This is a genomic window from Candidatus Nitrospira allomarina (assembly GCF_032050975.1).
Taxonomy (GTDB): Bacteria; Nitrospirota; Nitrospiria; order Nitrospirales; family UBA8639; genus Nitrospira_E; species Nitrospira_E allomarina.
Genome location: NZ_CP116967.1, coordinates 210924 through 230295, shown reverse-complemented (window position 1 = coordinate 230295; position 19372 = coordinate 210924). Strand labels below are relative to the sequence as shown.

The window sequence follows — 19372 nt, the reverse complement described above, 5'->3', positions numbered from 1 at the left end:
GAAGTGGGATGGTGTGGTTTAATTATGTTTCGAGTGCACAAATACGTGAGAGGATTTGTCAGCCAGTTCCATGAATAATTACGAGAGGCAGATGTTACCGGATGGCATTTTGGGGGAACTTATTGACTGGCGTGTAATACGGACAGAAACAGGCAGATCCAGCTCCTATGCGAATCCGCCTAAACATTGTGAGCCCGCTACGCGATACTTTACGACGTTTACGGGCGGGTAATTTTACTACTATAAATTAACCAGGAGTGCACCGGATTACTCCGGTAAAAAAACACTATGCCCAATCATTATCAATCTCTGCCCGGCAAGCCGAATTCACTCTGGCTCGACACGACCCCGGAAACACGTTTTCCGTCTTTACAAAGCGGATTGACTGTGGATGTGGCCATTATAGGCGGAGGACTGGTCGGCCTAACGGCGGCAACGCTGCTCAAGGCTCAGGGAAAAACCGTCGCGGTGCTGGAAGCCGGGCGCATCATTCAGGGTGTGACCGGCTACACGACCGCCAAAATAACTTCACAGCACAAATTGATTTACGATGATCTCATCCGCCATTTCGGGGAAGAGAAGGCGCGTGCGTACGCCGAGGCGAATCAGGCCGCCATCGAACAGATCGCCGACCTGGTTCGAGCTAAACACATCGACTGCGATTTTTTCCGCAGCGAGGCCTACACCTATACGGAGTCTGAGGACGAGGTAAATCAGATCAAGGCTGAAGCGGACGCGGCATTGAAGCTTGGGCTTCCGGCCACTTTCACGCATGAAACGCCGTTGCCCTTTTCGGTACAAGCCGCTGTGCGTTTCGACAATCAGGCGCAATTCCATCCGCGTAAATACTTGCTGGCTTTGGCGCAAGACATCCCCGGCGAGGACAGTTATATTTTTGAAAGAACTCGCGTCGTGAATGTGGAAGAAGGCGAGCCGTGCGCTATCACCACCGAGCAGGGCGCGATTGCCGCGCGCTCGGTCATCGTAGCCAGCCACTTTCCGTTTAACGACAAAGCTCTGTACTCCTTTCGTCTGCAGTCGCATCGGTCCTATGTGTTGGCCGCCCGCGTGGGGGAGCCGGTGCCGCTTGGCATGTTTATCAGCACGGAGCCGTCCTACTCTGTGCGGAGCTATCCGGTGCCCGGGGGTGACTGGCTTTTGGTCGGCGGCGAAGGACACAAAACCGGACAGGGCGATGATACCGTGGCCCGTTATCAAAGGCTCGAGCAATGGGCGCGCGAGCGGTTTGCTATCGAGTCGGTGGAATATCGCTGGTCAACACAGGACAATCGCACCATTGACGGAGTGCCGTACATCGGACGGTATGGACCATCTTCACGGCATCTCTATGTCGCCACCGGGTTTGCTGGCTGGGGCATGACTAATAGCACCGTGGCCGGAATGCTCTTGCGCGATTTGATTTTAAATCGCGAGAATTCGTGGGCGGAAGTGTTCGATCCGAACCGCGCAAATCTGGCGGGAGTCCCGGATTTAGTCGGGCAGGGAGCCGATATTGTTAAACATTTCGTCGGCGACCGCATGACGAACGAAACACCCGATAGCATCCCGCTTGGTGAGGGTAAGATTGTGAAAACGGAACGGGGAAAAGTGGCGATGTATAAAGCGGAAGACGGTACGGTGAGTACCCTGTCGCCGGCCTGTACTCATATGGGTTGCTTCGTACAGTGGAACCCGGCGGAAAAGAGTTGGGATTGTCCCTGTCACGGCTCGCGTTTCGCTGCTGATGGCAAAGTACTGCATGGACCGGCCATCAAAGATATGGAGCAAATGTAAGCCTTCCGGACACTTAAGGATTGCAGATCAGTTCCGCAAGTGCCCTACGGCGGGCTAGGAAGGTGAAATACCCAACTGCCTTCAGCCTCTTCAATCCAGCCGTCTGCGGCAGCCGAATGCGCTGCTCGACTCGACGCGCTTACCCCCTTTTTTAACTCAGCGAGTTACTCTCCCTTGTGATCAGCTTCAATCTGCTGATCCCCAGGCACGTGCATCGAACTCAAGGAACCATTCCCGAAACTGAGCCGGGTCTTGGGGCGGCAGATTCAGGACCTGTTGCTCCAGCTGTTCCAGTTCACTCATGAGTTACCCTTCCTCCAGCGTTTGACTCAATTCTACATAAATCCCAATGTCCAGCCCAACCAAGAGTAATTTGAGGGGGTGAAGTTCAGCGGAAGTCTATTGGCTGGAAAGTTTCCATGACTATTGCCGGAATTAAAACAAACATCGAAGGCCGGTTTAAAAATAAGAAAGAGTGAGCCATAAACAGATTGTCATCCTGAGCCGGCGGCGAAGGATCTGTGCCCAGGTGGAGAGACCGCGGTCTTAGCGAAAGCTTTCCTGAATTTTGTCCTGAATTAGACAGTAAAACGTGTGGGTAGGTGAAGGCATCGTACATAGGTTCCCCACCTATACTCACGTGCTGTGTTGCCGGGTTTCGCCCCGGCAGACGTCGGAGCAGGGGAGAGGAAAATTTTAGAGTCAGGGTAACAAATCAATTGTCGACGAAATTTTGCCTCCATCTGTCCAATCTGTTTCCTGAAGCCTTTGCCTGCGGACTGCTACCCCCTATCTATGCACGACACGCTCAATAAAATATTTGAATCCTGTTTCGTTTCTTTTGAACATCCTCAAAAGGGGGGCATGCACCTTACGAGGAAGAGCGATAAACTGATTGTCATCCTGAGCCGGCGGCGAAGGATCTGTGCCCAGCTGGAGAGGCCAGGGTCTTAGCGAAAGCTTTCCTGAATTCTGTCCTGAGTTTGGGCGGCAGGCCTGTTTTATCTTAAGAAGGTACATCGTCTCAATCTCTATCTGGTGGAAAATGTTATTGCGCGAAAGATCACTCAGAGTCCTATCCGGGCCGGAGCAGATATTTGTTTAGCAGGAGGCAAAAAAAACCTCTGGAAACATTATGAAAGAAGATTTTAATTCTTGACATATGTACAACATTATTCAAGAATCGGTCGCATCGAAACTGGCTGGATGGTGTGCCCCAGGGGTTTCGGGAATACACATGGGTGACCGAAAATGGATCGCAGTTCCCATGGCCGTAGTGCATACCTTTCCACCTTGCCATCATCCCAAGAGGCTCAATGTCACCACCCTCAGCAACACCCGCATTGCAATCCGACTACGATAGGGCTATCGCCACTCTCGTGACCGCGTTTGTCTCCGATCCGTTCATTCGCTGGATGTTTCCCGATGCCAAACAGTATCTTCATTACTTCCCACTAGCATTGAAGCACTTTGCTGGACGCGCTTTCGACCACGAAACGGCCTATCGTTCGGAAGATTATAAAGCCGTAGCGCTCTGGCTGCCTCCCGGTGTCGGTCCTGACGAAGAGGGGGTCACTACTGTCATGCAAGAAGGCGTGGACCCTGAACTGCAAGGGGATGCGTTGGCCTTACTGGAACAAGCCGGCGCGTCGCATCCGCCGGTTCCACATTGGTACCTGCCTGCCATTGGGGTTGAGCCAATGTTTCAGGGCCAGGGTTACGCCAGTGCGTTGCTTGCACAGGGCGTTGAGGGGAGTGATGGCGCTCACGTTGCGGCTTACCTTGAGGCGACCAACCCGGCCAATATTCCTCTCTATAGACGCTTTGGATTCAAGGTTGTGGGAGAAATTCAGGCTGGCAGTTCACCACGGATTTTCCCCATGCTCCGTGCCGCACGTTAAGTGAAACCATATGGCCCTTGTGTTTCGAGAGAACACTTAACGGAAGAAGATGCTACCGGATGCCATTTGGGTGATCTCATTGAACTGGCAACGATCATATCCTTGTTTTCAGAAAATTCGGTGGTGTGTGATACGCACAGGAATGGGCAGATCCCGCTCTTATGCGGATCCGCCTAAACCTTGTTCGGCCAGCTAAACAAGGTCGTATGAAAACTCACATGCACAAACAAATATTTGGATTTCTGGGGATTGTCTTAATCATATGCTTTCTCGGATGGATTGACTGGCAGACAGGATATGAACTTAATTTCTTTGTGTTTTACTTCATTCCCGTAATCATTGCAGCTTGGTTTTATGGCATTCACCTAACAATAGCAATCTCAATAATATGCGCATGTGTCTGGTTTGTTGCAGACAAACTATCGGGACATAATTATTCCTCAAATATTTTGGCTATATGGAATACATTTATTAGGCTTAGTTCTTTCGTAATTATTGGTTTGTCGATATGTAAAATTAATATTTTATTACAATTAGAAAAAAATAAAGCAGATGATCTTAGAAAAGCGCTGTTGGAAATAAAAATGCTTGAAAGCTTTTTGTCGATTTGCAGTGTCTGCAAGAAAATTCGAAATGAAGAAGGCAATTGGCAACAAATTGAATCTTATATTTCCAAACATTCTGGCACTGAATTTTCTCACGGCTACTGTCCGGAATGTGCCAAGAAAGCACTAGAAGAACTGGATTAACAAAGATAACCGAACAACCTTATTAACACCGACGCCGGGAAGCGGACGGCGCTATGCGGGTCTTTTCCTCTGCTCTGAAGCCTGCTGTCTCGAGATTACCTTACTCAGGCCTGACCCCATTACTGATACGAGACGCTATTGCGCGAAACCACGCTGAGGGTTTCATCCGGACCGGACAAGATTTTCGACTTGCGGGAGGCGAAGAAAGCGCTTCCGAAGCGGTATGAATGAAGATCAGTATCCTTGATTTCGTTCCAACATTGTTCAAGAATACGTTGCATTGAGGGGCTTTCTGTATTGTGCGGTCCAGGGTTTCGAGAGCACACCCGAGTGACCGAAAATATCAGGGAACCGCATGAACATTTAAGGGAAGAAGACGCGACCGGATGCCATTCGGGTGAACTCATTAAAATGGCAACGTGCATGTCGTTATTTTCAGAAAACTCGATGGCGTGTTATACGGACAGAAATGGGCAGATCCGGCTCTTATGCGGATCCGTCTAAACATTGTTCGGCGTCTGAATTATGATCCCCATCTTCGAACAAGGCAACGGGAACGGCATAGGCCACGGCCTGGAATCGTTCCTTGCGCGCTTTGATGAGATCTGCGCTCAACACCTGGCTCAAGGCCGAGCGCGGTCATTCGCTTTCATCTTCTACGACTTCACAGATCAAGAGCTTCGCAAGATTCTCAAGAACCAGGGCGTCTTTGCCAAGCTTGATCGTCTGTCCGGCACTCGGTTGAGCGTCTTCTACTTGCATGCTGGTACACGAGCCGCCGTGGAGGGATTCAACACGCACTTTTTCCGTGCACTTGGAATCGAAGGCCAAGCAACGCTTCCATGTGTAGTCTTCTTTCGTATACACGAGGGGGCCATAGAGGACATTCAAATTGCGCAGCTCGAAAGTGCTGATCTGGTACACGGATTCTCAGAGATTTACACCGCTATCGAGAATTACCTATCAGCCCAACCCGCCAGTCCCGCAGAACCATCGCGCGCGGTTCGTTGGCTGAAGGGCAGTGCCAAGTTCCTATCAGTCGAGGTCTTTCGTGCCGCACTCAAGAAATGCTTCGAGCTCTTTTTCTAGTGCCGTGAGCAGACGCCGAACCATTCGTTTCAGCGGACAGCCTACGGCTGCCGCTAAACTCAAAAGTTATGTGCCCTATAGGTGTAGATCATGAATGGGCTGGTAACTATAGTAGAATCATCTTCTTTGATCCCATCTCGACACTGCTTGCGGAACTAAGGTATGGGTGACCTCTGTTCTCATGTCAAATAATTGGAATATTCCAGACTGGCTTGAAAAGGAAGTAAGGGAAAGAGATAAAAAGTGTGTCTACTGTGGCGTTGAATTTACACTAGCAAAGGTATCTATTAAAACTGCCGCAAGTTGGGAGCATATAATCAATGATGCAAAAATTATCACTAGAGGAAATATTGTACTTTGTTGCCGCGGCTGTAATGCAAGCAAAGGTCAAAAACAACTTTCGGTTTGGTTTCAATCAAAATATTGTAAAGAACGTAACATTAGCCCTGATACAGTAGCTTCAATAATTAAACAGACAATTGAAAGATAGGGGGGTCAGGCATGACTATTGATTTAATTTAAATGGCATGCATGATGCTTGGGATCATCCGTCGCAACAGGATAGAGGGTAATGCGGTGGTTGTCTCAGGCAATGAGGTGAGAAAGGGCGTCATGGAATTTCAACGCGGTGTTCCAGCCATAGCTGGAACCTTCAAAAGCCACACATAGAACAATTATCAATACTCATGCCTAACCCCATTATCCCAAGGTTTGAATCCTCGGCCTGGAAACGTGTTGTGAATCTTTTCCCGCTCTGACGCCTGCCGGCCGGCCCCAGGGATGGACGCTCTTGGTATTTGGCGGATCCTGTCTGAGCGCCGCGAGTTGGTCCGCTCTTTATCTTGCGTCCGTCCCATCCAATACGGCAGGACGGGGCGTCAATGGTTTTGGGCCCTTTTGCCGAAACAAAAGGGCCTCGCCTGCCGGGGCGAGACCCGGCAATACCAGAACAGCATATAGGCACGAGAGCTGAGTATGAGTATGTAAATATGGGGTCACCTGTCCACCTGGTTCTTGGAGCCTTTGCCTGCAGACTGCTTCTCCAACCTGCGCACGAAAATCTCAACAACAGACTTGACCCCCTGCATGAATTTTGCGATTCATCACAGGCAAGCACAATATCAAATCCAATTCGCGGACCGGCGACAGCCTTGCCTGTCCAGTTTGACAATTCTGCTGTTCGGAGCCACTTGGGGTCTCCGTGGACAAGAAAAGTTTTAATAGTAGCACTTGGCATGAGTGGTATCCGTGCAACGATGTATTTTATTTGCTTATGACATACCGTGCGTTTGATATGGTGGATCCGGACCTATTTAAATTTCGGCCATCGGTTATACCCTATCGAAGGATTATTGGACTCATACTTACGAATAAACTCTACTTCTTTTGCCGTTAGTTCACCTTCAGAGCAATCCGCCGATTCCCATAGAATTTCCTTCTTGATGTTGTAGCTCTTCCGAACTTCCTCTGGGAGACTTTCAAAATCCGCATTCACCACGGCCATGTCAGGGCTACCGTAGTATCGATAGCTGCCAAAACGATCCTTTCCAATGTATATCTTCCCCGTTGGATAGGTGATCATGTAGACCTGCCTCATGACTTTGCAGCTGAATTTAGACAAAAAACTGAGTTCGCGGCTGATTGAGGTGTCAATAGGAGTATATGCTTTAGTGAAATCTTGGGTTATAGCAGTTCCTTGAATTCCTCTACTGTCAATCCGGTTTGTTTGATAATTGCACGCAATGTTCCCTTGGCGACCTCATCGTGATCGGGGACGACAATACGCCGGTGAGGTGCCTCCACTTGACGGAGGACAATATGGCTGCCTTTCTGTCTGTCTTTTTTATACCCTGCCTTGGACAGGGCGGTGAGGACTTTACGTCCCGATACTTGCGGTAAGACGCTCACACAACGACCTCTACCACCTCTTCATCAATAGACGGCGGGATAGGCTCATCGTGGGCTTTCAAACTTTCGAGATACACTTCGATGGCTTCCTGAATGTTCTTTAGCGCATCCGCTCTAGTTGGGCCTTGGGAAAGGCAACCAGGTAAAGTCGGGACTTCAGCCACAAAAATCCCGTCTTCGTCTTGTTCAATCAACACTCTGTATTTCATGTATCACTCCTTTCTGTTCTGTGGGCCGAACCAATAAGTATACGAAAGGGCATTGCTTTATCCTATAGTGATTTCAATTAATTTCCAAAGGGTTCTTTAATCTATGTGACCCCCATCGCTGATGACTGACGCCTGCCGCCTGGCCCAAAGGAGGGACGCTCTTATGAACCGGCGGACTTTGTTTGAGCCCTTCGGCGTGGCGCAGGACAGGCTCCGCGAGTTGGTCCGCCCTCCTCAGGCTGGCGTCCGTCCGCTCCCATGAGGCCAGACGGGGCGTCATTGGTTTTGGGTCATTTTTCCGAAAGAAAAGGACCTCGCCTGCCGGGGCGAAACCCGGCAATACAGAACATCGCCTGGGCACGAGAACTGAGTAAAGTATAAAGGCAAATGTGTTGTTGACGAATTTCTACTTCCACCCGCTTCTTGGAGCCTTTGGCTGTGGACTGCTTCCCTAAACCTGCGCACGAAACATTCAACAACAGACTTGACCCCTGTTCAAAAAAGAATATCGCTCTTTCAGGCCTGGCACTCAACGCGTAAAATTTCAACTCGGTTGTTATGTTTTATTCGCCTTGGCACTCCTGCCAAGCGCTAAACACCTTGCCTGTTCTCGGTGAAATGAAGGCAAAGTCGAGAAATTCTTCGGTCTTCTTGCCGGGCTTTACTATCACGCATTCATGCATGAGTCCAAATGCAGCGTAGTAATCACCATTCTCATCTGACTTCATGAATGTGACGGCACCGTCCTTCTGCCCAATTCCAGATATCGTAACCCATAAATCATGACCGACTCCATAATTGCATTCAAGCTGCTTTGACTGTCCCTCCGAGCAGCGCTTGCCCGCTACGACCAGATCGAAAGTTGATGCCTCTGCAGATAGACTAACGAACAGAAAACAGATTGAAGTAAATGCTTTCATGGAGTTCCTCTCGGAAACATGGCGTGGAGGCCGAGTTACGCACATTAGCCCTTTGATCCAGTGTTTTGTTAGGTCATGCGTTCGTTTTTAGATATTCAAAGAACTTCTTCTCTTCATGTGATGGTTTAAAGATGGAACCAGTAAAAATCGTATAGATAACCGCCCTCATCTCATAAAAGTCGGTTTCATTTACTGCGTTCCAATCAGTGTCAGTCGGATTCCCTATTTCTTGGAGGTGTATACGATTACGAAGAATCCTTAATATCTTGAGTTTAGAATATACAGAATGATTGTTGCCTAAAAGGCATTTATTTTCTGCCTTTTTGAGCATGGCATCAAAAGTCATTTTCTCCGGCCTCGGTGAGGAAAGTTTTCCGTAGATATGGGAATCAATCTTTCTGACTTCCCCGTCCATGTTCTTTTGGTTTCCTGGCGCTATGTCTACGAGTTCCCAATCTATCGTCTTGTGAAATCCTTCCGCAATCAACAGAAAATGTACCAATGATTCGATGATTCCGCATCCCACCATAATAAAATTCTTCCAAATTTGTGTTTTTATAACTGAGCTTATTTTGAGGTCTTCGAGACAGAGGTGAAGAAATTCGATGTATTGCAGATTGTAAGCCAAATTCTTTCGGAGGGCGTATAGGTTACGATATCCTCTACCAGGATAGATCACTTTCTGAATAAGACATTCTAGTTGTTTGATGGCAACAGGATACCATGTGCCTTCGGTATCATCCTTCCGGGTCAGCATGGATTTTTATCCCTAACTAGTGAGTATACGAATCTGCCATCATAATTGTTGTGAAGGGCTCAATCTTCTTCCCTGCACGTCTCCATCACTTAAGCCTTACCCCGCCTTCACGTATTGGTGAAAGCGCTCCGCGAGGAACGGCAGATTTTTGATGTCGGAATAATCTTCTAAGAGCGTATCGATTTTGGAAATGCGCAAGGATGTGGAAGGATGCGTGGTGAAAAATTTGGACTCCACATGCCCTTCTTCTTTGGCCAATGTCTGCAGATAATTTTCCAGTCCTTGCGGGTTATATCCTGCCCGATAGGCATACTCGACGCCCACGACATCGGCTTCAAATTCTTTGTCTTTGTCCAGACCTTTCGTGAACAAGAGGTCGGTCATTTCGTCGATGACGCTGGAGAACATCGCCGGATCCTGTTTCATGGCGGTGAGAGTCAGTTCCGAGACACTCCCCATCAGGGCTCCCCGCCGAATGGCGTCCAGCATGTGTTTCTGGGTGACATGCGCAATCTCATGGGCCAACACGCCCGCTAGTTCGGCTTCATTGGTCAGAGTCTTCAGGAGGCCGACGGTGATGAAGATATAGCCACCGGGAGCGGCAAAGGCATTCTGTTCCTGACTGTTAAGAATGGCGAAATGGTAGTTCAAGGTTGGCCGGTCCGAGACTTCCGCCACCGTCTTTCCCACCAGATTGATATAGCGTGTCCAGGCTGGATTCGAATATTCACCGCCGAAACGGCTAAAGGCTTCCACCGCGACCGCTTCCCCCAACGTGATTTCCTCTTCTTCTCCGATAGGCTCCAGCGCTTGAACGACGCCGACGCCTTTTTTCAGAAGATCGATTTTCTGTTGTTTGATGCCAAGGGCCGCTCCGAGACCTCCAATGAGATCCGTTTGTTGCGACGATTGCCCGGATTGTGATCCCCCGCATCCCATGCTAGATAAGAGGAGACTCAGAATGCTGACACTCGCCAAAATTTTGCCGGTCTTCATTGGACACCTCCCGAAAATTCGCCTAAGTTTCCAGCTTTTTTAAACTGCATCAATTCATCCGGGGCAATGGAAAAGGCATCCATGCGATCTACCGCATCACGGTCTTCCTGTTTGATATTTTTGGCTTTGGCATATTGTTCGGTGGATTCCTTGAGGCCTCGAATGCTGCCTCCTGCCCGTGACTCGCGCGCGGCAATGGTATTCCGTCCCGTGAGGCCGGAGAGGCCAAGCCCGCCACCACCGGTGGAAGGCTTCTCTTCTGCCAGCCGGAATTTAAACACCCAACCGGTTTTTCCTGTGGCGGTTTTGACTTTGGCCAATCGACCTTCTTCGGACAAGACTGTCACGGCATCTCCCAGCGCCAGGGTGGCGATGACTGCGGAGGTCGGAGATTTCTCCGCATTGACTTTCACGTCATCCTGCTTGGCGTAGAGGGTGGCCGCCCAATTGGATGAGGGAAACATCCAGGCGGCTACTGTGATAAGGACGATTCCAAAGATAACCCGAGCGATTCGATCTGGCATGAGGCCCCCTTTCAGCGTGAGACTAGGGCGTGATTGAAGGACACTTGAATATTCAGGTTTTCACCTTGTTTTAATCACCGTTCTATTATGAGTGCGGCAAGGGAGAGCGAACCCTCCCACTATTGATAGTCTCCGATCAAACTAAACCCGGCCCAATACGACGGGTGAGGGAAGTCTTTTTTGACGATGAGTTGCGCTTGCCGCAAACTTCTGGCTTTATTCGCCGTGACGTAATTCCGGTAAAAATGTTTCATGAGCACCGAGGTGGAAAGGTCATCCACCCGCCACAGGGCGGACACCAGGGCATGCGTGCCGGCATAGACAAAGGCGCGGTTCAGGCCGATAAGCTCTCCGGCTTCCAGTTTACCCAGGCCCGTTTGGCAGGCGCTTAACGTCACCAGATCCGCGTTCAATTCCAAACCGAAAATCTCCTTAACGGTCAGTCGGCGGTTTTCGGGGTTTTCTGAAGCCAGCCAGAGTGAGGATAATAGCGGATTGCCTTCATCGAATTCCCCGTGAGCCGCTAAATGGATGATGCCATATCGGGAGATATTCTTCACCACCCATTCTTTGGTGGCTTTTGTTCCGGTGAGAATATCCATGTTGGGATAATTCCATTTGATGCTTTCGGCCTCCAGTTCGGCCAGCGGGAGATCGTAATTGAAATTTCCCAAATCCGGATTTCCGATCGCAAGGACTTTGTCATTTTTGACGGCTTGACGTTTGGCAAAGGTGAATTGGAAGACACTAGCCGAGGGTGCGTAGAAAAGCGGGATCTCATCCACCAGATAGGCCGGACCGTGTTTGAGTGCCGCGAAGGAGAGAAAGTGTAACGGTCCATCGGGAATAATTCCCAGGTACTCCAGGTTTGCGATGTCGCCTTCAACCGGTTGAATCAGAGACCCATAGAGTTTCTGTAATTCATCATCAACTGGTTCCAGATGCTGAACAAGTTGCCTATAGCGGGTCACTAAGCGGGTGAGATCTTCCTCTTTCGCTGACACCGTTTTAAAGAGAGTTCGCTCCTTGGTAATCAGCCACAGGTAGAGCTGGTCTTTTGTCAAAAAGTAGGTGAGCAGTCCCACCCTAGGGGCCAGGAGCTGTTGCACTCCCTCCAGATTAAGCGGGTCCACAGCCACAAAACTACTGAGGGCCGGATTCTGCTGTTTGACTTCCAGGATGGCTTCTTCATACAGGGCCTTCGTATTGCGATACCGTTCCTGAAGGTCGGCAGGAGGCTCATCATACGATCCCAGTTCCGATTTGAGTGAATCCACTGTGGAAGCCAGCCTGTTGATTTTGGTCCAGGTTTCCTGATCACCTTCATTTTTGAACGAAAGCTTTTGGTTACCCAGCAGGTCGATAAAACTTCTGGATCGGGAGCGTTCTAAGAAATTAAAGGCGTCATCGGTCCGGTCCATCGTGATGAGCAGGGTGATGATGTCCTGGTACAGATCCAGTTTGTTCGTTTGGAAACTATTGCGGAGTTCATCGATTTTGAGCGCGGCCCGCATGCCTTCCACCACCTCGACCCCTTTGGTAAACCAGGTTAAGGCGTCCGGGAGCTTTCCTTCCTCCCGCAACAGCGTGGCCTTGCCCGCTGCGGCCCGCCATTCTACTTCTTTGATCCCGTATCGCTGGGAGATCTCATGCGCCCGCTCGTAATAGCCAAGGGCCTGTTGGGGTCGCAGCAGCGCTTTATTGACGTTGCCCAGTTCCAGCAAGGCTTTGACCCAATTGATGACATTGTTGATCTCGGCGCTGATCTGCTCGGCTTTGATGAAATGCCCTTCGGCCTCATCCAACTGTCCCAGGGCCAGTAAGGAGATGCCGATATTCCGATGGTCGTAGCCCAAACCCCATTGGCTCTTCAGGGATTCGTCAAGCGTTTTCGCCTGCTGAAAATAGTCCAGGGCGGTGGCATGGTCGCCCCGTTGCCGGTAGATCAAGCCAAGATTGTTCAGCGAAGAGGCCAACTCGGTTTGAATATTGGAAGACCGGCTCAGCGTGACCGCGTCATGCAAATGGACCAGTCCTTTGTCGGTGTCATTGAGTGTCCAGTAAATCAGCCCGCGGGTATTTTTCACCATAATGCGTAATTGCGGGTCATTGGCCTGTTCGGCTTTTTTGTCGGCCTGGGTTAAGAGTTGAAAGGCCGTTTGATAGTTCCCCTGGAACCAGGCCACATTGGCGAGGTAGAGATCGCCCGTCGTGAGGAGCTTGGGGTCATCCAGTTCTTTGCCAATCGAGAGGGCCTGGTGGTAGCGTTCCGCCGCCTGGTCGAACAGACCGACTTTTTCATAGGTCAATCCCACTTCATACAGCGCTTCGGCTTCTCCCTGGGGATCGCCTTGTTCCTGATACAGCTTGAGAGCCGCGAGAAAGTTTTCACGGGCTTTCTCGTACCGGCCCAATCGAAGGTAATAAATACGACCGATTCGACGGTATTGAAAGGCCGTGTGCCCCATTTCCCCGATTTCCTGATACAGGGAAAACGACTGGTTGAATTGGTCCAGAGCTTCCGTATAGGCACCCATATTTTCACGCACAATGCCCAATGTCGCCATGCCTTCCGCGAGTCGATCAAGCTGTTCGCCTTGTTCCCAGATCTGATTGGCCTGTTCGAGGTGTTGTACGGCGAGGTCAAAATGTTCGAGACGGGAATGCAGGATGCCCAGGCGATATTCCGCCTCGGCCCGTTCGTTGGCCGGAGTCTCCGGCGTGAGCGCATCCAGAAGTTTCTGTTGAAAGAACAGGCCCTTTTCATAATCGCTGACTTCAAACGCGGTTTCGACGGCCAGGGTGGTGAGGTCTTTGAAGTCCTGTCGTTTCTTGGCATGCTCGATGAGGGCGAGTGCATGCTCGATGTGCCGTAAAGAAGCGGGAAAGTCTTTGGTCTCAAATGCGTGAATGGCTTCTGCCACTTCCTGGTCGTAGATAGAGGCGGCATATTCCTGACGTTCGTCCGGACCCATGCCGGCAAATCCGTAATGGCGGAAGGGGTATTTCCCCGTCTCCGATCCCCAGAGATCCTTCGATGCGGCCATGACGGCTTCATCGGGAGGAAGCGTATTGAGATGCGTGAGATATTGATTTAGAAACCTGGCGGCGGTTTGGGAGTCGAGCGGTGTCCGGCTCACAATGACATGAGGAAATCCGGCGCGCAGGAGAGAGGATATCAGCACCCATGGAGAAGGCGACGAGGAGGGGATACCGCCGAAGAGCAGGATCGAATGGTGTTGGCTGCCGGCAAAATCGAGCACGGAAACAAATTCCCGAACATTCTGAGCTTTCTGTACTTCAAAGGCGAAGGTATCCGGATTTTTGAGAAACGCGGCAATGTTGGTATGGGTGGCCAGCGGATGATCGTGTGCATCGACCCCGCTAAATTGCCGGTGCACAAATGGTATTTCTCCCGCATTCGAAGGCGTGGAGGGGAGAAATGTGCTTGGGGTGCTGATGTGAGAGAAAAAGAGGCTGCGCTGATGATAGCCATTCAGGAAATCATAGAAGTTGCTGACCCACGTGAGGGGTATCTGATCGAGTCCCATTGAAGGGAGGGTGGATTCCAGTTCCTGCGGCATCGCCACATAGGCAGAGGCGGATTGCTTGAGCCGCTTGTGAAATTCTTCATCCCCCGTGACCCCTTTTTCGGTGACCACCAGTGGGCTGTAATGGAGTGTATCTCCGTTATGAACAAAGCCATGATAGCCTTGCCTTCCTTTGAGAATTTTCAGGTAGGGGTGTTGCGCGTCAACTCCCAAAAATATCAGGTCCCTGGTCGGAGGATAGGCCCAGAAGGACGCGGTGGCCCAGGGATATTCTTCAAACAGGGCGTAGAGCGTGTCCTGAAGGGCAGGAGCCAGTTCCTCAATGGCCGCGACGTTTCCGTGATTTCTAGCTTGCCGAAGTTCTCCGAGCAGGGATTGTAACTCCGGTTCATAGTCTCCCAATCCTTTGAGGAAGACGTCCTCTCCCAGTGCTTCATAGACGGCGCTGGTCATTTGTCGAATGCTCAGTTGCTCCGCCACGGTAAAGGCGTCGTCGGCCCGGCCTGCTTCAATCAATTGGTCAACCGAGAGCTGAATCAGACGTTCGTATGCAGGCCAGGTGTTGGTCTGCCCCGTGGGGGGGTCGGTTTGCGCGGGAAAACGAAGGACTTCCTCAACGGATTGGGTGAGAAGCGTCTTGTGCGTCAGGGGATCAGCGGTGGCTTCGGCCTGAGACAGATACCATAACCAGCTATTGGGCGCTTGCCGGTCTTCCACCAGTTTGAGCAAGTCGTCCTGAATCCGGCGATAGACCTGAGACTCATCCAATGTTCGTGCCAATTCGGCCTGGTTCAACTTCACCAGAAATTGAGCGGGCAGACGTTCGGAATCTGAGAATAGGGTTGGCTTGTGCAGGAGCGAGTCGGCCTTTTGATAATACGACCACGGAAGTGTCCTGGTTGTGAACTGTTCATGCATGCGCTGGACGGCATCAGCCGGCTTGAGGCGCTGGTCCGGCGATGGGTCGGGAAGAAGGGACAGGAGCATGGCGGTGTTGGTGAGGGTGAAGAAGAGATTGCGGTCTTCATAGTTTCGTTGTTGGAGATCCTGAATCCCAGAGGTAATGGCCTCAACAAGGCTGTGGTCCGGGGTGTGGCCTTGCAAGAGGCTTTCGACGGCTAATGTCGAAAGATTATAGATGTTGACGCCCGTCCCGAACGGGATATTCAACGTCCGGGTGTAATTCAAGGATTGGCGAAAGGATTCCATCGCCTGCTCAGGTTCATCTAATTGGTGGGAAAGCACGCCCAGCCGGTTCAGGACAATGGCTTTTTCTGTCAGAGCTGCCGCATCCTGGGTAGCCGGCGCCACCTGATTGAGGAGCGCGAGTTTTTTACGATAAAAATCTCGAGCGGGACCGGGTTCGTCCAATTGCTCATAGGTGCTGGCGATATAACTGAACATGAGCTTTTGTTCGCCCATTTGATCGAACCCGCTGGCCGCTTGAGACCCGCCTTCATTGAGGGCCACATTCACATTGAACAAGCCTGGTCCCTTGGAAAGCGTTTTGCCGCCGCCTGTGGTCAGGTGGTCCAGGCTGGTAAAGTAACTGCCCAAAGCCTGTTTGAGTTCCTCTCGTCCACCGGTTTCGCTGGCGCGGCTCAGGTTAAACAGGTTGACCCCGATATTTCTCTGGAGCAATGTGACATTTTGTTCCTGTCCTAAGTCACGGTTCAGGACCAAGGCCCGGGAAAATGCCTCAATGGCTTTGGCATATTGTCCGATGTCCTGATGGGACAAGCCTATGCGTTCCAGGATTTCGGCTTGCAGGTTGGGTTGCTCGGGAGGCACGTTCCGTAAGGCCAACTGATATTGGACCAACGATTCTTCGGTGCGTCCTGCCTTAAAACAGGCTTCTCCATAATTTTTGCGATAGAGCAATTCGGTGATGGTCTCGCCGGACGGAGCGAATTGCTCCTCACGCTGCCGGTAATGTCGATAGGCTTCGCGGGCATTCGAGAGAGCCAGGTAGGTATTGCCTAAATTCAAGAGTAGTTGCGATTCCACGTCGGGAAAGCGGCCGGCATCGTTGATCTCCAACGCAATGCGATACTCCTGCTCGGCCTTCTCAAGGTATCCTTTGTTGCCGGAGGTCCGTTCGGTTTGTTCGTAGGCCCATCCCAGGGTTTGATGGACATACCCCAGGGCCGGATCTTTTTTCATGGCACGTTGGAGGAGGCGGATCACTAACGGGAGGTCGGGCGGTTCGGCATAGGACAACGCCAGGGCCTGGCCATACTGATAGACCGCGTGATCGGGATGGGTTTTGACTAAGGTGGTATACCAGGCCTGGACCTCAGCCGTGTCTTTGAGCATGACTTTGGTTTCAATATACGCCCGATGGGCTTCCACGGATTCGGGATATTGGTCGATGAGCTGTTTCAGGGATTTGGCGGCGATGCGGGTTTCCCCGATCTTCCGGTCCTTCAGGGCTTTTTTCACCAATTGTAAAATGAGAAGGCTTTTGGCTCCTTCAAGTTCAGTCTGATTTTCTCCGGGAAATTGACTCAAGGCGGCATAGGTATCCGCCGCTTCCTGGTACCGTTCCGATTCTGAAAGAATTGCGGCCTTTTTCCGGTAGGCCTGGATGACGAGTTCGTTGGGAAGGTCGGGAACCGGGATAATGAAATCCAGAGTTTCCAGGGCAGACAGTTGTTCTCCCTGTTCGTGATACAAATCGGCGATAGTTAAGCGGGCGGTGGCGATCAAGACGGGAAGGTCCGGATGCTGGGGAATGATCCTGTTTAAGGCCGTCAGGCGCTCACGGTCCGTTTCACCCTGTTGAGAGAGTGTCACAACCTGTTGAATGGCACGTTTGCCCCAGGAGGAACGTTCGCCAAATAATTGGATGACATCCACGAACACGCGGATCACATTGGGAGCGTCTCCCAAAATCCGATAGGCTTCCCCTCTGGTGAAAAGACCCTTGGCTCGAATCTCTTTATTGTGCAGATTTTCGACTTTGACGAGGTACTCCAAGGCTGTGAGAGGATCGTCCGCAAAGAGGTAGAGCCGTCCGGCTTCAATCAGCGCCTGACCGTATACCTCATCCATGTCCCGGTGCTCATTCCCAATGGTGAGTAAATCGGACACGCCGGTGGTGACTAACCGGCGTCTTGCCGCAGAGCTGATGCCCTGTGCCTGCTCCTGGACTCTCAAGACGATGGTATATATCCGGGCCAATGCGCCGGTTCGCCCCGGTTGGCTGGTGTAGGGCTCCAAAGATTCCCGGGCCGCAGGAAAATTTCCTTCCTGTGTCTGTGCTTCGGCGAGGGAAAAATCAAATTCCGCTCGTGCATCAGGAGGCTGTTGTGCCAACAGATTGTGCGAAATGTTTTCCAGAACGAGGAGCGCGAGATCCAATTGCCCGTGATCCTGATAGGAGGCGGCCAGCGATTTGGCGCGATCGAGGTCGACGTAATCCCTGAGAAACGCCGGGATATCCATCCGAAAAATATCTCCGGCTTTCAGATCGGAGTAATAGAGAAAATCCCCGGACACGGCAGGGTAAATATGAAATTGGTGCGCCGGAGTGATCCGATATATGTTGGGGAGCTCAGCCTGCTGCGGTCCCCAGAGTCTCATCCAAACGGAGGATTCATCATCGGTGTCAATCAGCCCGTCATCGTTGGTGTCCCGGTCATATCGGGTAAACACCAGGTGACGATCCGTGGTGAGGTCAGAGGGGTTGTGGTCCAAGGCAGGCCAGAGATCCAGAGCATGGCTGTCCTGGTCAAAGGAGGTGGAGCTGTTGTCCTGAAGATCCAATAAGGTCAAATGGGCACCAGTGGAATACAGGAGCTGTCCCTGACCGTTCACAGAAAAGCTGGTGGCTTGGGCCACGACCAATTCTTCCGAATGGTTTTTGAAAGATTTCCGGTAGATGGCGGAAGTGTTTTGGAGCGGATCACTTTTGAGATAGAAAAATCCGTGTTCTTCTTGATCCCACTGAGGAGACCCATCCCCGCTGGTTAAATCCGTCAGTCGTTGCTCCTCACGGGTAATGAGATCCAGGAGGTACACATCGCCACGGGGATCGGACTTATGCGACACATACAAGAGTCGGGTCCCATCCCGGTTCACGGCCGGTTCCTGATCGCTGGCCGGGTGAGTGGTCATTTGCCTGGGAAGTGTGAGGGCGGCACTCTTGAGGGTTTGGACCCAGATATCCGAATTTCCTGAACGAGTAGAAACGAATGCAAGCGTTTGTCCATCCTTGGAAACAGACGGTTGATAATCCAGGGCCGGGTGAGTGGTCAGTCGTTCAGGTGTCGCAGCGAGAGCGGGTAGGGAGGAGCACAGGAATCCGATCAGGCCGGTGAAGGCTATCAGGCCGAATAGGGCTTCGTGAAAATGAAACGATCTTCCCTCTTTTCTTCCTGAGGTGCTCTCTTGAGCTTCCTGGGAAGGGTGAGACAGGTGTCCATCTCGCAAACTGGAGTCTTGAGTTAGGGTGTGGCGTCTTTTTGAGTCCATGTCCCATTGTCCATTTGGATTCGTTCTCCCTTGAGCGCCTTATCCCGGTTGAGTGCGGCAAACATTTTGTGGACTCGTGGTAATTCTGAGGGTGTCAGGGTCTCGTTGGTCTCAATGATCCGGCTCATGATCGCGAGACGATCCTCATTCTCTTCTTTAATCAGATTTTCCACAAACGCTCGATCGTCCGGTTGGACTTTTTCCGGCTCCAGGAGGGTGACACCACCTTCATTGTTTTCACCAATAATACCCAATGATTTATAGCGATTGAGATCATCTTTGTTAAACGACACTCGTTGGAGGGCACGCACAACGTCTTTTTTCCCTGGAGGAAGTTCCTGGGTCTGTTTCAATTTTCCCTTCGGATCGATATAGCGAACGGAGGCCACCAGCATAACTTGCTGATTAAGTTCTTGATACGTGCCCAGCACCTGGTTTTCCAAGGCCGTGCGTTCATCCACGACAGTGACACCCACCAGCGGACCTCCACACGCGGTG

14 protein-coding genes are annotated in these 19372 nt (G+C 51.1%); 5 read left to right on the top strand and 9 right to left on the bottom strand.

Annotated elements, in window-relative coordinates; translation table 11 throughout:
• Positions 1 to 288 precede the first annotated feature (288 nt).
• The 5 genes from PP769_RS00990 (at position 289) to PP769_RS00970 (ending at position 6023) form a co-directional block, all read left to right on the top strand.
• Positions 289 to 1794, top strand: coding sequence for an FAD-dependent oxidoreductase (locus tag PP769_RS00990; protein ID WP_312644100.1), 1506 nt, complete (start codon positions 289 to 291; stop codon positions 1792 to 1794).
• A 1316-nt stretch (positions 1795 to 3110) separates the two neighbouring features.
• Complete coding sequence (locus tag PP769_RS00985; RefSeq protein ID WP_312644098.1) at positions 3111 to 3695, top strand: GNAT family N-acetyltransferase; 585 nt, start codon at positions 3111 to 3113, stop codon at positions 3693 to 3695.
• Positions 3696 to 3913: 218 nt separating this feature from the next.
• Positions 3914 to 4444: a hypothetical protein gene (locus tag PP769_RS00980; protein WP_312644096.1), complete on the top strand. Its 531-nt coding sequence runs from the start codon at positions 3914 to 3916 to the stop codon at positions 4442 to 4444.
• A 525-nt stretch (positions 4445 to 4969) separates the two neighbouring features.
• Positions 4970 to 5533, top strand: coding sequence for a hypothetical protein (locus PP769_RS00975; RefSeq protein ID WP_312644094.1), 564 nt, complete (start codon positions 4970 to 4972; stop codon positions 5531 to 5533).
• A 181-nt stretch (positions 5534 to 5714) separates the two neighbouring features.
• Positions 5715 to 6023 (top strand): HNH endonuclease, encoded by a 309-nt coding sequence (locus tag PP769_RS00970; RefSeq protein ID WP_312644092.1) that lies wholly within the window; start codon positions 5715 to 5717, stop codon positions 6021 to 6023.
• Positions 6024 to 6842: 819 nt separating this feature from the next.
• On the opposite strand, the gene PP769_RS00965 is transcribed toward PP769_RS00970, so the two are convergent.
• From PP769_RS00965 to PP769_RS00925, 9 genes are all read right to left on the bottom strand, one after another.
• Positions 6843 to 7115 carry a GIY-YIG nuclease family protein gene (locus tag PP769_RS00965; protein WP_312644090.1) on the bottom strand — a complete coding sequence of 91 codons (273 nt, stop codon included), beginning with the start codon at positions 7113 to 7115 and terminating at the stop codon, positions 6843 to 6845.
• Positions 7116 to 7216: 101 nt separating this feature from the next.
• The gene (locus PP769_RS00960; protein WP_312644088.1) at positions 7217 to 7441 is read right to left on the bottom strand and encodes a type II toxin-antitoxin system HicA family toxin; all 225 of its coding nucleotides are present in this window, start codon (positions 7439 to 7441) and stop codon (positions 7217 to 7219) included.
• A complete protein-coding gene (locus PP769_RS00955) occupies positions 7438 to 7650 on the bottom strand; it encodes a type II toxin-antitoxin system HicB family antitoxin (RefSeq protein WP_312644086.1) in 213 nt (70 codons plus the stop codon). Before PP769_RS00955 ends, PP769_RS00960 begins: the two co-directional genes overlap by 4 nt.
• A 563-nt stretch (positions 7651 to 8213) precedes the next feature.
• On the bottom strand, positions 8214 to 8570 hold the full coding sequence (locus PP769_RS00950; RefSeq protein WP_312644084.1) for a hypothetical protein: 357 nt from the start codon (positions 8568 to 8570) through the stop codon (positions 8214 to 8216).
• A gap of 73 nt (positions 8571 to 8643) precedes the next feature.
• A complete protein-coding gene (locus tag PP769_RS00945; RefSeq protein WP_312644082.1) occupies positions 8644 to 9327 on the bottom strand; it encodes a hypothetical protein in 684 nt (227 codons plus the stop codon).
• 96 nt (positions 9328 to 9423) lie between these two features.
• On the bottom strand, positions 9424 to 10323 hold the full coding sequence (locus PP769_RS00940) for a M48 family metalloprotease (RefSeq protein ID WP_312644080.1): 900 nt from the start codon (positions 10321 to 10323) through the stop codon (positions 9424 to 9426).
• On the bottom strand, positions 10320 to 10847 hold the full coding sequence (locus tag PP769_RS00935) for an SH3 domain-containing protein (protein WP_312644078.1): 528 nt from the start codon (positions 10845 to 10847) through the stop codon (positions 10320 to 10322). Before PP769_RS00935 ends, PP769_RS00940 begins: the two co-directional genes overlap by 4 nt.
• Positions 10848 to 10966: 119 nt before the next feature.
• Positions 10967 to 18874: a CHAT domain-containing protein gene (locus tag PP769_RS00930; RefSeq protein WP_312644076.1), complete on the bottom strand. Its 7908-nt coding sequence runs from the start codon at positions 18872 to 18874 to the stop codon at positions 10967 to 10969.
• The gene (locus tag PP769_RS00925) at positions 18847 to 19350 is read right to left on the bottom strand and encodes a DUF1318 domain-containing protein (RefSeq protein WP_312644074.1); all 504 of its coding nucleotides are present in this window, start codon (positions 19348 to 19350) and stop codon (positions 18847 to 18849) included. The genes PP769_RS00930 and PP769_RS00925 overlap by 28 nt, the downstream gene beginning before the upstream one ends.
• Positions 19351 to 19372: the final 22 nt, after the last annotated feature.

Coding starts and splice junctions, on each gene's coding strand:
- PP769_RS00930 (WP_312644076.1), bottom strand. CDS start 18,874: ATGGACTCAAAAAGACGCCACACCCTAACTCAAGACTCCAGTTTGCGA.
- PP769_RS00965 (WP_312644090.1), bottom strand. CDS start 7,115: ATGATCACCTATCCAACGGGGAAGATATACATTGGAAAGGATCGTTTT.
- PP769_RS00970 (WP_312644092.1), top strand. CDS start 5,715: ATGTCAAATAATTGGAATATTCCAGACTGGCTTGAAAAGGAAGTAAGG.
- PP769_RS00985 (WP_312644098.1), top strand. CDS start 3,111: ATGTCACCACCCTCAGCAACACCCGCATTGCAATCCGACTACGATAGG.
- PP769_RS00940 (WP_312644080.1), bottom strand. CDS start 10,323: ATGAAGACCGGCAAAATTTTGGCGAGTGTCAGCATTCTGAGTCTCCTC.
- PP769_RS00950 (WP_312644084.1), bottom strand. CDS start 8,570: ATGAAAGCATTTACTTCAATCTGTTTTCTGTTCGTTAGTCTATCTGCA.
- PP769_RS00935 (WP_312644078.1), bottom strand. CDS start 10,847: ATGCCAGATCGAATCGCTCGGGTTATCTTTGGAATCGTCCTTATCACA.
- PP769_RS00945 (WP_312644082.1), bottom strand. CDS start 9,327: ATGCTGACCCGGAAGGATGATACCGAAGGCACATGGTATCCTGTTGCC.
- PP769_RS00975 (WP_312644094.1), top strand. CDS start 4,970: ATGATCCCCATCTTCGAACAAGGCAACGGGAACGGCATAGGCCACGGC.
- PP769_RS00955 (WP_312644086.1), bottom strand. CDS start 7,650: ATGAAATACAGAGTGTTGATTGAACAAGACGAAGACGGGATTTTTGTG.
- PP769_RS00980 (WP_312644096.1), top strand. CDS start 3,914: ATGCACAAACAAATATTTGGATTTCTGGGGATTGTCTTAATCATATGC.
- PP769_RS00990 (WP_312644100.1), top strand. CDS start 289: ATGCCCAATCATTATCAATCTCTGCCCGGCAAGCCGAATTCACTCTGG.